This window comes from Pseudomonas putida (assembly GCF_028682475.1).
Classification (GTDB): Bacteria; Pseudomonadota; Gammaproteobacteria; order Pseudomonadales; family Pseudomonadaceae; genus Aquipseudomonas; species Aquipseudomonas putida_AG.
Window position 1 is genome coordinate 26,186 of record NZ_JANHLE010000002.1, and the last position, 12,192, is coordinate 38,377.

Here is a 12,192-nt window from a genome sequence, read left to right on the forward strand (position 1 = left end):
GGTTTTTTTGTACCTGTGAGAGCTATTCCACCCGTGTTTCGCCGGTGTACACCAGCGTATGCCGGCAGCGCCGGCACAAATAGCGCCGCCCCTGGCGCACCAGGCTGTGGCGCTGGGCCGAGAACGGGAAGTCACTACCGGCACACGGGCAGCGATAGATGTAGCGCGTCACCGTGCGCCGTTTGACTGCATAGTTATGGCAACGGTTAGGCGGCAGTTCATAAACCCCGCGCATGATCAGTTGCCACTCCTCGCCATGCGGCTGGATGCGGTCGCCAAACAGTTGGTGGGCCACCAGATGGGCGACCTCGTGGGCTACGGTCTGTTTGAGGAAGTCTTCGCTGTTTTCGCGATACAGCTGCAGGTTGAAGCGCAGCAGGTTTTCATGCAGATGGGCGACGCCGGCCTTTTGCCCGCGCAGTTTGAAACTGACCTCAGGGCGGGTGAAGGGGCGTTTGAAAAAGGATTCGGCTTGCTGGTAGCAGGTTTCGACGCGGGATTTGAGCAGTTCGGGCATATCGGGGAACACTCCTGGCCGGCAATTATGCCGCAACCAGCGCAGCGCTGCTGAGCCACCTGTCTGCGCACAGCATCAGGCCGCCATTGCGGCGGCCTGATGGTTACTGCGCCTATGTTGCTGCATTTCTAATAGATGATTCTAGTTGGTATAGACAGGCCCCACGCCTAGTCCCCAAACGATCACGGTGAAGGCCATGATGGCTACCAGCACCACCAGGCCGACCGCCAGTACCGAACTCGAGAACAGGAAGCCTTCATCCGAAGGTATGTTCATGAAGGTCGGCAGGCCGACATAGAGCAGATAGACCGTGTAGCACACGGCTGCCGTGCCGACGACCATCCCCAGCCACAGGTGGGGGTAGAGCGCCGCCAGGCCGCCAACGAACAGCGGCGTTGCGGTATAGGTGGCAAACGCGATGCAGCGGGCCATGCTCGGGTTGGCGTCGTAGGTACGCGCCATCCAGTGAATGAACGCGCCCATTACGGCGACCCCGGCGAGCATGGCCAGGTACGACATGATGGTCATCCATAGCGCGCTTTCCTGGGTCAGCATGACCGGGGCGCGATCGCCGATGACCCAGCCGACCTGGGTGGTGCCGATAAACGCTGAAATGGCAGGGATCGCTGCCAGTATCAGGGTGTGGGTCAGGTACATGTGGCTGATGCTTTCTTCCTCGCCACGGATCTCTTTCCATTCTTGGTCAGGATGGGTAAACAGCCCCAGAACGTGATGGATCATGCCAGTCACTCCTTCCGTTGTTGCCATCGCCCCCCAAAGGAGCGCTTGCGACCCCAAGTGATAGGGGCCAGAGGATCGAGGTCACGGTTGCTGTGGCCTTATGTCGCAGTATAGGAAGGAGTTAGCCGGGTAAAGCCGGCTTTTTAGAGCAAATCGCGCTGTCAGCGGGCCGGTTAATCACCTTGCAGTCTTTATCGGATTGGCCTACGCCTGGCGGCGGTTTGTGCGTAAAATATGCCGCTTTTGTCACACCTCGCGGATTCCAAGCGCTATGGGCACCCTTTCGGTCAACCAGAACAAACTGCAAAAACGCCTGCGTCGTCTCGCCGGCGAAGCCATCACCGACTTCAACATGATCGAAGACGGTGACAAGGTCATGGTCTGCCTGTCCGGCGGCAAAGACAGCTACACCATGCTCGATGTTCTGCTGTACCTGCAGAAAGTGGCGCCGATCAAGTTCGAGATCGTCGCGGTGAACATGGACCAGAAGCAACCGGGCTTCCCCGAGCACGTGCTGCCGGCCTACCTCAAGGCGCTGGGCGTCGAGTACCACATCGTCGAGAAAGACACCTACTCGGTGGTCAAGGAGCTGGTCCCGGAAGGCAAGACCACCTGCTCGCTGTGCTCGCGCCTGCGTCGCGGCACCCTGTACACCTTCGCCGATGAAATCGGCGCGACCAAGATGGCGCTCGGGCACCACCGCGACGACATCGTCGAGACCTTCTTCCTCAACATGTTCTTCAACGGCACCCTCAAGGCCATGCCGCCGAAGTTGCGTGCCGATGATGGCCGCAACGTGGTGATCCGCCCGCTGGCCTACTGCAGCGAGAAAGACATCCAGGCCTACTCGGACCTGAAAGAATTCCCGATCATTCCGTGCAACCTTTGTGGCTCGCAGGAAAACCTGCAGCGTCAGGTGGTCAAGGACATGCTGGTGGAGTGGGAGCGCAAAACCCCTGGCCGTACCGAGAGCATCTTCCGTGGCCTGCAGAACGTAGTGCCGTCGCAATTGGCCGACCGCAACCTGTTCGACTTCGTCAACCTCAAGATCGACGACACCGCACCTCCACGTTTTCTCGACGTGCTGAACATCTGACCGGCATGCGTGACTATCAATGGCTGCATGAGTACTGCCTGAACCGCTTCGGCTCCGCTGCAGCGCTGGAAGCGCACCTGCCGCAGGCGAAAAGCGCCGAGCAGTTGCGCGCGATCAGTGCCGACCGCTACCTGTCGACCCTGGCCCTGCGGGTGTTTCGCGCCGGGCTCAAGCACAGCCTGGTGGATGCCAAGTGGCCGGCCTTTGAAGAGGTGTTTTTCGGTTTCGACCCGCATAAGGTCGTGCTGATGGGCGCCGAGCACCTCGAGCGGCTGATGCAGGACACGCGGATCATCCGCCACCTGGGCAAGCTCAAGAGCGTGCCGCGCAATGCGCAGATGATCCTCGATGTGGAAAAGGAGAAGGGCAGCTTCGGGGCGCTGATCGCCGACTGGCCGGTGACCGATATCGTCGGCCTGTGGAAGTACCTGGCCAAGCATGGCAACCAGTTGGGCGGGTTGTCGGCACCGCGCTTCCTGCGCATGGTTGGCAAGGACACCTTCATCCCCACCGATGACATGAGTGCGGCGCTGATCGCCCAGGACATCATCGACAAGCCGCCGACCAGTCAGCGCGATCTGGCGCTGGTGCAGGCAGCGTTCAACCGGTGGCATGCCGAAAGCGGCCGGCCGCTGTGTCAGCTATCGGTGATGCTGGCGCATACTGTCAATCATTAAGATTGGCGGTGTTGCTATCGCTGGCAAGGCCAGCTCCCACAAGTTCTGAATCTGGCACACAACCTGTGGGAGCCGGCCTTGCCGGCGATAGCTTCAATGCCTAGTTCGAGCCTTCCCCAGCCAACCGCCGGTCATACTGAAAGCGCCAGCGCACATACAGCAAGGCACTGACGAACAGCGCCAGGCTGATCGCCACTTCCAGCCAGCCAAACAGCGCCCGTGCCGGGTCGAACGCGGCCAGTACCCCTTTGATGAAGTACAGGTTGACCACGAAGCAGGTCCAGGCATGGGCGCGTGCGTTGCCCAGCAGCATGCCCGGCAGCAACAGCGCCAGCGGCACCAGTTCGACCGCGAGGATCACCCCGGTACGGGCGCCATGCAGGTCAGCGAACAGCAGGTTGTTGACCGTCAGCAGCGCGATCAGGCCGAAAAAGCTCGCCAGGCTCAGCGCCCGCGCCAGACGCAGGCGTGGGGCCAGCCAGTCGATCGAAGGCAGCACCTTGGGCTTTTTAGCCACGGCCGTTCTCCAGCAGTTTGGCGGTAGTCGCCAGGCGTTGCCCGAGGGCGCGGCACAGGGCGATTTCGTCGGCATCCAGGTCGCGCTTGCCGTCAGCCCCGGCGTGATGGCTGGCGCCATAGGGCGTGCCGCCACCGCGGGTTTCCAGCAGCGCCGATTCGCTGTAGGGCAGGCCCATGATCAGCATGCCGTGGTGCATCAACGGCAGCAGCATCGACAGCAGGGTCGACTCCTGACCGCCGTGCAGGCTGGCGGTGGAGGTGAACGCTGCCGCCGGCTTGCCGACCAGGCCACCGCTGAGCCACAGGCTGCTGGTGCCATCGATGAAGTACTTGAGCGGCGCGGCCATGTTGCCAAAGCGCGTCGGGCTGCCCAGGGCCAGGCCGGAACAATGGCGCAGGTCGTCCAGGGTGGCGTACAGCGCGCCGGTCTCCGGAATGTCCGGGGCTACCGCTTCACATTCGGTGGAAATCGCCGGGACGGTACGGATCCGCGCTTCCAGGCCGGCCATCTCGACACCGCGGGCAATCTGCCGGGCCATTTCGCTGGTCGAACCGTGGCGGCTGTAGAACAGGATCAGGATGTACGGTGCGCTCACGGCAGGATCTCCAGCACCTTCTCCGGCGGGCGGCCGATCACGGCTTTGTCACCGGCCACCAGAATCGGGCGCTCGATCAGCTTCGGGTGCTTGACCATGGCCTCGATCAGTTGCGCATCGCTCAGTGCCGGGTCGGCCAGGTTCAGGTCTTTGTATTCGTCCTCACCGCTGCGCAGCAGTTGACGGGCACCGATGCCCAGCTTGCCGAGCAGGGCGCTGAGCGTAGCGGCATCTGGCGGGGTTTCCAGGTAGCGCACCACGGTCGGGGCCAGGCCACGGGCTTCAAGCAGTTCCAGCGCGCCACGGGATTTGGAGCAGCGCGGATTGTGATAGAGGGTCAGGTCAGTCATGTTCGGGTCGCATCCAGCAGGGTGTGGCGGCTATTCTAACCGCAGCGACTTTGCATTTTGCTTGAATCTTCGAGAAGGATTGACCCATGACAAGACGTTTGGCAGCAGCACTGGCCATCACCGCGAGCCTGTTGCTCGGCGGTTGCGGTGCAGACTATGGCCTGGACCAGAACGGCCAGACCGTAAAAGCCGAGCAGATCGACGGGCACTGGCTGGTGCTCAACTACTGGGCCGAGTGGTGTGGCCCGTGCCGCACCGAGATCCCCGAACTCAATGCCGCGGCCAAGCAATGGCAGGCGCAGGGGGTGAAGGTGCTCGGCGTGAACTTCGATGGCTTGCAGGGTGAAGAGCTGAAAAAAGCCACCGAGGCGCTGGGCATCGGTTTCACCGTGCTGGCCGAGGACCCGGCCGAGCGCTATGAGCTGCCGCGCAGTGAAGCCTTGCCGGTGACCTACATCATCGATGACAAGGGCAAGGTGCGTGAGCAGTTGATGGGGGAGCAGACGCTTGAGGGCTTGAACGCGAAGATCAAGGCCTTGAAAGGCGCTTGATCGGCGGTGCGTTCATCGCCGGCAAGGCCGGCTCCCACAAAGGTTGACTGAAAACCTGTGGGAGCCGGCCTTGCCGGCGATAAAGCTTCAGCCTTCTTCAGGCCAGAAACGCAGCGGCTTGCCCTCGGCAGGCCAGAAGCGTACCTGCTCGATCGGCGAGATGTCCCAGCGCTGGACAGTCTCCAGCGACTGCAGGAAGCGCTTTTCCTGCTCCATCAAGGCCGGTGCGCACAACTTGCGGGTGCTGCCGACTTTGCCGAAGCTGATTTTGTCGCCATCAAGCTGGTAAGGCGCGAACCAATGGTTGCATCCGCCATTGCCATAGGCGCGGCCGTCGGCTGCCAGGGTCAGGGTCAGGTGACTGTAGTCCATCAAGGGACGCTCACCAATCCACTCCAGCAGGTAACTGCGCTCCTGTTCCAGCTTCATCGGCTCGGCGGCACACCCCAGCAGGGCCGTGCCGGTCAGGGCGCTGAGCAACAGGGTTTTCACTGGGCCGTCTCCTTGCATTTCGGGCACAGGTGCTTGTCGCCACGGCTGCTCCAGCCCAGCTCGGCAATGCGCGCGGTAGCGGCAGGCTGCAGGGCTTTCTTGCCCAGCTTGGCGTCGACCGCGAACTCGAAGCTCAGGTTGGCCTGGCAGCTGTCGCAGTTGACTTCCCAGGTGTGGATCGCCAGCTCACCGAACACCGGGCCGCTGGCCACCGCGACCCATTGACCGGTCGGGTTGATCAGGTGACGTACGGTTTCCACGGTCAGGCGCATGGACAAGTCCTTGCTGCCCTTGAGGGTCACCAGCAGGACATCATGCTTCTGGATCGAACCGCCATTGCCGGTCACTTGATAGCGGCCTGGCACCAGGGCGCGGCATTCGATCAGGGTGTGTTGCGGGTTAAACAGGTTGTAGCGGAAATCGTGTTCGACCATGGGTCCTCCAAATCTGCCGCGTATCCTAGCATCAACCCTCGACCAAGTTTTGCGGATTGCCTGCCGCCCAGCGGGTAATGTTGTCCAGCGTCGTCGCGGCAATGGCTGCCAGGGCCTCACGGGTGAGGAAGGCCTGGTGGGCAGTGACGATCACGTTGGGGAAGGTCAGCAGGCGGGCCAGCACGTCGTCCTGCAGCGGCAGGTCGGAGCGGTCTTCGAAGAACAGCTGGGCTTCTTCTTCATAGACATCCAGGCCCAGGTAACCCAATTGGCCGTCCTTCAGGGCTTCGATCAGTGCCGGGGTGTCGATCAGGGCGCCGCGCCCGGTGTTGATCAGCATGGCCCCCGGTTGCAGCTGCGCCAGGCTCTGCGGGTTGATCAGGTGGCGGGTGTGTTCGGTCAACGGGCAGTGCAGGCTGATGATCTGGGCCTGGCGCAGCAGCTCCGGCAGTTCCAGGTAGTGGGCGCCGAGGGCCAGCAGCTCAGGGTTGGGGTACGGGTCGTACGCCAGCAACTGGCAGCCGAAGCCGGCCATGATGCGGGCGAAGGCGGCGCCGATCTGGCCGGTGCCAACCACCCCGACGGTTTTGCCGTGAAGGTCGAAGCCGGTCAGCCCGTGCAGGCTGAAGTTGCCTTCGCGGGTACGGTTGTAAGCCCGGTGCAGGCGGCGGTTCAGGGCCAGGATCAGTGCGACTGCATGTTCGGCCACGGCATGTGGCGAATACGCCGGTACCCGCACCACGGCCAGGCCCAGCTGTTTTGCCGCCGCAAGGTCGACATGGTTGTAGCCGGCCGAGCGCAGGGCGATCAGGCGTGTACCGCCTGCGGCCAGGCGCTTGAGCACCGCGGCGCTGAGGTCGTCGTTGATGAAGGCACAGACCACTTCATGACCGCTGGCCAGCGGCGCGGTGTCTTCGCTCAGGCGGGCGGGCTGGAAGTGCAGTTCCAGCCCGTGGCCCGCCGGGGCGTTGTTGAAACTGTCCTGATCATAGGTCTGGCTGCTGAAAAACAGTACGCGCATGGGATCTTCCTGAGTCGATTGCGGAGAAGTCTAACCGCGGCGGCTGCTCATCACCTTGCCTCAGGTCAGGCGCTCAGGCGCGCCTGGGCGGTGAGGCGGATGATGGCCCGGTCCAGTTCGTCCAGGGCTCGCGGCGCTTCAGGGTCATTCTGTTTGAGCAGGGTTTCGCTGCGCTGGCAGGCGGCGCGCAACTGCGGTACGCCACAGTAGCGTGAAGCGCCATTGAGGCGATGCACACGCTCGATCATGCCGTTGCGGTCGGCGGCCTCGCGGGCAGCACGAATCGCCTCGCGGTCGGCTTCCAGCGACGCCAGGAGCATGGCCAGCATATCGGCGGCAAGGTCGGGTTTGCCCGCCGCCAGGCGCAGGCCTTCTTCCGGGTCGAGGACCTTGAGTTCGCTGCTGTCGGCAATGCGCTCCGGTGCACGTTCGTTGTGCGGCGCACTCAGGTTCAGGCCGGTCCACTTGAGCACTACCTGGGCCAGCTGGCGCTCGCTGATCGGCTTGGTCAGGTAATCGTCCATGCCGCTGTGCAACAGGGCGCGCTTTTCATTGGCCATGGCATGCGCGGTGAGGGCGACGATCGGCAGCGGCGCGCCGCCCTGGCTGGTTTCCCACTGGCGGATCTGCTCGGTGCACTCGCGACCGTCCATGCCGGGCATCTGCACGTCCATCAGCACCAGGTCGAAATGCTCGTTCTGCACGGCCTGGACGGCGGCATAGCCACTGTCGACGGCCAATACGTCGGCCCCCATGTCTTCAAGCAGGGTCTGCACCAGCAACAGGTTGGCCGGGTTGTCGTCGACACACAGCACTTTGGGTAACGGCTGCTCGCTGCTGACCTTGGCCTCGCTGCCGCTGCGCCGGGGTTGAACCAGCTCCAGCAAGGCCCGGCGCAACTTGCGCGTGCAGGCCGGTTTGGCTTGCAGCTGGCTATGGGCGTTGGGCAGGTAAGGGTGGTACAGCGCCTGCTCGGTGGTCGGGCACAACACCAGCGCCTGGCAGTTCAGACGCTGCAGTTGCTGGATGTACTGGCCCAGGCGTTCTGGCGCGACGCTGTCGAGGTTGACGCCCATGACGGCGAGGGTGAAGGGCTCCCCTGCCATGCGTGCCGCCGCCACCGCATGCAGCAGCGGGTCGATCGAATGGAAGGTGGAAACCTGCAGGCCGCAGTCTTCCAGTTGATGCTCCAGGGCCTGACGCGCCAGCTCGTGGGCGTCGACAATCGCCACCCGGCGTTCCACCAGCGATTGCAGCGGCAGGTCCTCGGCGTCGTCACGGGCCTTGGGCAGGCGCAGGCTGACCCAGAACTGCGAGCCTTCACCCGGCGTGCTGTCGACTCCGATTTCACCGCCCATCTGCTCGATCAGGCGCTTGGAGATCACCAGGCCCAGGCCAGTCCCCCCCGGCTGGCGCGACAACGAGTTGTCAGCCTGGCTGAAGGCCTGAAACAGTGCGCGGACATCCTGGCTGGACAGGCCGATGCCGGTGTCCTGCACGCAAATGCGCAGTTGTACGCTGTCCTCATGCTCTTCTTCGAGCATCGCGCGGGTGACGATGGTGCCTTCGCGGGTGAACTTGATGGCGTTGCTGACCAGGTTGGTAAGGATCTGCTTCAGGCGCAGCGGGTCACCGACCAGCGACAGCGGCGTGTCGCGATAGACCAGGCTGACCAGTTCCAGCTGCTTGGCATGGGCGGCGGGGGCGAGGATGGTCAGGGTGTCCTGGATCAGGTCGCGCAGGTTGAACGGAATGCTGTCGAGCACCAGCTTGCCGGCCTCGATCTTGGAGAAGTCGAGGATCTCGTTGATGATCCCGAGCAGGCTGCTGGCGGACTTTTCGATGGTGCCGAGGTAATCGAGCTGGCGCGGGGTCAGCTCGCTTTTTTGCAACAGGTGGGTAAAACCGAGGATGCCATTGAGTGGCGTACGGATTTCATGGCTCATGTTGGCGAGGAACTCGGACTTGATCCGGCTGGCCTCCAGGGCCTCCTTGCGCGCCATGTCCAGTTCGATGTTCTGGATCTCGATGGTCTCCAGGTTCTGGCGGACGTCTTCGGTGGCCTGGTCGATGCTGTGCTGCAACTCTTCATGGGCGTTGTGCAGGGTTTCGGCCATGCGGTTGATACCGGCCGCCAGCTCATCCATCTCATAACTGCCCATGACCGGCAGGCGTTCTTCCAGGTTGCCGTCCTTGAGCTGGGTCACGGCGTGCTTGATCTGGCCGATGGGGTCATTGATCGTGCGGCTCATGCGCAATGCCAGCAGCGCCGTGGCGACCAGGCCGCAGAAGATTAGCAGCAGGCTGGTGAACAGGCTGCGGTAACCGCGCAACAGGGTGCCATCGTGGGACAGCTCGATGTCCACCCAGCCCAGCAGTCGATCGGCTTCGTCCGGGATACGTTCGCCTGCCAGGTCGCGATGGTGGCCGAACACCGGCAGCAGGTAACGGGTGGCGTCGCTGCCGGTACGCTGCAGCAACGCCGTACCGCCGCCGGCGGGTGCCTGGTTGAGCATGCTCGGGCCGGCATGGGCAAGGTTGTGGCGATCCTCGCCGAGAAACGCCACGGCACGCACGTCCGCCTGTTCCAGGGCTTGGGCGGCGATGCGCTCCAGCTGGGCCGGGTCGTGACGGACCAGGGCCGGTGCCACCAGGGGCGCCAGGTGCTCGGCAATCATCTTGCCGCGCTGCAGCAATTGGGTTTGCAGCTCGCTCTGCTGCAGCCAGGTGAAATAGCTGCCCAGTACCAATGCCATCAAGCCGGCAGGTAGCATCGCCAGCAGCAACACGCGGCTGCGGATTCCCAAACGATTCAGCACGAAACTCTCCTGTGCCTGGCATGTGCTGTAAGCCGCCGTCAGTGCTAGCTGACGGACCAAGTCGGAAAAGTACCGCGCCTTCTCGCGCAATGCACTCATTTGTATCTACTTTTGACGTAGGCACAATCCACGCAGTCGCATCGACAAGCAGTTGCGGGTTGCCTGCGCCAGGCAATTACTCAATAATCGCGTAACTGAGAATTGCTAGCACCCGCCAATGAATCCCGTAACTATTAGCGAATCCACCATACTGGCCATCGAGGACGACCCGGTCCTCGGCGCCCACCTGCATGAAGAACTGCAACGTGGCGGCTTCAAGGTCACCTGGTGCAAGAATGGTCGCGAGGGCTTGGAGGTTGCGCGTGAATCGCGTTTCGATGTGGTCCTGGTGGACATCCTGCTACCCGGGCTGAACGGCCTGGAGGTGCTGGCGAAACTGCGCGAAAGCAGCTCGACGCCGGTGATCATGATGTCTGCCCTGGGCGCCGAGGCGGATCGCATCAGCGGTTTCCAGCGCGGTGCCGACGATTATCTGCCCAAACCGTTCAGCATCGCTGAGCTCAAGGTACGTATCGAGGCGATCCTGCGCCGGGTGGCGCTGGAGCGCCGCCGTCAGCAAGCGCCCGCGCAGCCGGGCGGCGCTCTGCAGTTCGACGACCAGGCTTGCGATGTCCGCTGTGGCGAGCGCTGGGCCGGGCTGACCCTGAGCGAGTACCGCCTGCTCGACATTCTGCACCGCAGCCAGGAAGAGGTGCTGAGCAAGCCCTTCCTTTATCAGCAGGTCCTGCAGCGTGGTTATGCCCGCCATGACCGCAGCCTGGACATGCACGTCAGCCAGATCCGGCGCAAGCTCAAGACCATCGGTTACCAGGAGCGTGAACTGCGCACGGTGTGGGGCAAGGGGTACGTGCTCAGTGCCGCTGAGGTCGGCTGAGGTGCCCAATCGTCACTCATTGTTCTGGAAACTGGCGATCCTGCTGGTCGGCTTCTGTCTGTTGATGATCGGCCTGAGCTGGAGCTGGGGCCGGCACATGGAAACTCAGAACGCCTATCTGTCCGATCAGGCCCGAACCACCTTGACCGACTATGCCGCAGAGGCTGAACGCGCCTGGAAGCAGGGCGGACAGGCCGGCGTCGATGCCTGGATGGCCGACATGGCCAGCAAGGAAGGCACCTGGGTGAATGTGCTGGGGGCCGACTTGCAATCGCTGAGCAGCACGCCGCTGACAGCTGAGCAAAGTCGCAAGATCACCTTCCTGCGTGGCATCGACTGGCCGGTCAGTCGCCGGGTGATTGGCTTGCCGTGGATGCGCGTGCCGTTTGTCGAGCACCCGGAGCAGGGGCTGCTGGTGATCGAATTGCCAGAGCGCCTGATGCCCGGTCGCTACCGCCTGTTCTGGCGGTTCATGACCAATGGCGTGATCCCCGGGCTGTTCACCTTGTTGCTGTGCATCGGCCTGTACCGCATGTTGATCATGCCGCTGATCCAGCTGCGCGAGCAGGCCAATGCCTGGCGGGCGGACCAGCTGTCGGCGCGGGTCGCCAGCAGCACCACCAGCCGCCAGGATGAGCTGGGCGAACTGGGGCGTGCGTTCGATGACATGGCTGAACGCCTGCAGGGCACGGTGGCCTTGCAGCAACAGCTGTTGCGTGACCTGTCGCACGAGTTGCGCACGCCGTTGAGCCGTCTGCGCGTAGCCTGTGAAGGGGACGCTGACGCCGGCCAGCTGCGCGAACGCCTGGGGCGCGAAATCGACTGCATGCAGCGGCTGGTCGAGGATGCCTTGCAACTGGCCTGGCTCGACACCGAGCGGGCGCCGCCGAGCAAGGAGCCGATCCAGGTCCAGGCACTTTGGGACATGCTCGCCGAAGATGCCTGTTTTGAAAGCACCTGGCCGTCGGCGCAACTGCATTGCGCACTGGATGCCTCCTGCTGGATTCACGGCAACCTGAACAGCGTGGCGCAGGCGCTGGAGAACATTCTGCGCAACGCCATCCGCCACTCCCCGGCCAGCGGCGTGATTCGCCTGGACGGCCGGCGTCAGGGCGATCACTGGCTGTTGTGGCTGGAGGATCAGGGCGGCGGCGTGGCAGAGGCCGAACTTGAGCGGATCTTCGCGCCGTTTACCCGGCTGGACGGCTCACGTCCGGGGGACGGTGGTTTCGGCCTTGGCCTGAGCATCGCCCGCAATGCCATCGTGCGCCAGGGTGGGCGCCTGTGGGCGCAAAATACCGGGCAGGGGCTGCGGCTGAACATCCAGCTACCTGCTGCTCAGCCATAGGCCAACGGTTTATAACTGGCTGGTATAACACCCGCACATTGCGTGATATGGACAACGCTCGTTTGCCGGTATGATAGGCGCCCCCGCAGTCTGGATT

The 12,192-nt window shown here is 63.1% G+C and carries 14 protein-coding genes; 5 read left to right on the forward strand and 9 right to left on the reverse strand.

Translation table 11 applies throughout. The annotated features are described in order from the left end of the window. Positions 1-22 precede the first annotated feature (22 nt). A complete protein-coding gene (locus NPS47_RS02175) occupies positions 23-517 on the reverse strand; it encodes a SprT family zinc-dependent metalloprotease (protein ID WP_274293492.1) in 495 nt (164 codons plus the stop codon). 141 nt (positions 518-658) lie between these two features. Next, positions 659-1,258 carry a Yip1 family protein gene (locus tag NPS47_RS02180; protein WP_136474961.1) on the reverse strand — a complete coding sequence of 200 codons (600 nt, stop codon included), beginning with the start codon at positions 1,256-1,258 and terminating at the stop codon, positions 659-661. A 271-nt stretch (positions 1,259-1,529) separates the two neighbouring features. Here NPS47_RS02180 and ttcA point away from each other — a divergent pair, with 271 nt between their 5' ends. Continuing rightward, positions 1,530-2,354, forward strand: a complete 825-nt coding sequence (gene ttcA / locus NPS47_RS02185) for a tRNA 2-thiocytidine(32) synthetase TtcA (protein ID WP_274293493.1) — start codon at positions 1,530-1,532, stop codon at positions 2,352-2,354. Positions 2,355-2,359: 5 nt separating this feature from the next. Beyond that, positions 2,360-3,031, forward strand: coding sequence for a DNA-3-methyladenine glycosylase I (locus NPS47_RS02190; RefSeq protein WP_274293494.1), 672 nt, complete (start codon positions 2,360-2,362; stop codon positions 3,029-3,031). A gap of 100 nt (positions 3,032-3,131) precedes the next feature. Here NPS47_RS02190 and NPS47_RS02195 read toward each other — a convergent pair whose 3' ends face one another. The 3 genes from NPS47_RS02195 to arsC are packed head-to-tail and all read right to left on the reverse strand — an operon-like array spanning position 3,132 to position 4,496. Continuing rightward, the gene (locus NPS47_RS02195; protein WP_274293495.1) at positions 3,132-3,548 is read right to left on the reverse strand and encodes a DUF2069 domain-containing protein; all 417 of its coding nucleotides are present in this window, start codon (positions 3,546-3,548) and stop codon (positions 3,132-3,134) included. Further along, complete coding sequence (wrbA, locus tag NPS47_RS02200) at positions 3,541-4,146, reverse strand: NAD(P)H:quinone oxidoreductase (RefSeq protein ID WP_038608072.1); 606 nt, start codon at positions 4,144-4,146, stop codon at positions 3,541-3,543. The genes NPS47_RS02195 and wrbA overlap by 8 nt, the downstream gene beginning before the upstream one ends. Continuing rightward, complete coding sequence (arsC, locus tag NPS47_RS02205; protein ID WP_274293496.1) at positions 4,143-4,496, reverse strand: arsenate reductase (glutaredoxin); 354 nt, start codon at positions 4,494-4,496, stop codon at positions 4,143-4,145. Before arsC ends, wrbA begins: the two co-directional genes overlap by 4 nt. A gap of 86 nt (positions 4,497-4,582) precedes the next feature. Here arsC and NPS47_RS02210 point away from each other — a divergent pair, with 86 nt between their 5' ends. Then, positions 4,583-5,047 carry a peroxiredoxin family protein gene (locus tag NPS47_RS02210; RefSeq protein ID WP_157191489.1) on the forward strand — a complete coding sequence of 155 codons (465 nt, stop codon included), beginning with the start codon at positions 4,583-4,585 and terminating at the stop codon, positions 5,045-5,047. 87 nt (positions 5,048-5,134) lie between these two features. On the opposite strand, the gene NPS47_RS02215 is transcribed toward NPS47_RS02210, so the two are convergent. From NPS47_RS02215 to NPS47_RS02230, 4 genes are all read right to left on the reverse strand, one after another. Next, positions 5,135-5,539, reverse strand: coding sequence for an META domain-containing protein (locus tag NPS47_RS02215; protein WP_425313470.1), 405 nt, complete (start codon positions 5,537-5,539; stop codon positions 5,135-5,137). Continuing rightward, a complete protein-coding gene (locus NPS47_RS02220) occupies positions 5,536-5,973 on the reverse strand; it encodes a hypothetical protein (RefSeq protein WP_038608081.1) in 438 nt (145 codons plus the stop codon). The genes NPS47_RS02215 and NPS47_RS02220 overlap by 4 nt, the downstream gene beginning before the upstream one ends. 31 nt (positions 5,974-6,004) lie before the next feature. Beyond that, a complete protein-coding gene (locus NPS47_RS02225) occupies positions 6,005-6,994 on the reverse strand; it encodes a 2-hydroxyacid dehydrogenase (RefSeq protein WP_274293498.1) in 990 nt (329 codons plus the stop codon). A 65-nt stretch (positions 6,995-7,059) separates the two neighbouring features. Further along, positions 7,060-9,813, reverse strand: a complete 2,754-nt coding sequence (locus tag NPS47_RS02230) for a response regulator (RefSeq protein ID WP_274293499.1) — start codon at positions 9,811-9,813, stop codon at positions 7,060-7,062. A gap of 217 nt (positions 9,814-10,030) precedes the next feature. On the opposite strand from NPS47_RS02230, the gene NPS47_RS02235 reads away from it, so the two are divergent. Together NPS47_RS02235 and NPS47_RS02240 are read left to right on the forward strand one after the other, a co-directional pair. Further along, the gene (locus tag NPS47_RS02235) at positions 10,031-10,747 is read left to right on the forward strand and encodes a response regulator transcription factor (RefSeq protein WP_274293500.1); all 717 of its coding nucleotides are present in this window, start codon (positions 10,031-10,033) and stop codon (positions 10,745-10,747) included. 1 nt (position 10,748) lies between these two features. Next, positions 10,749-12,095, forward strand: a complete 1,347-nt coding sequence (locus NPS47_RS02240) for a histidine kinase sensor domain-containing protein (protein WP_425313471.1) — start codon at positions 10,749-10,751, stop codon at positions 12,093-12,095. Positions 12,096-12,192: the final 97 nt, after the last annotated feature.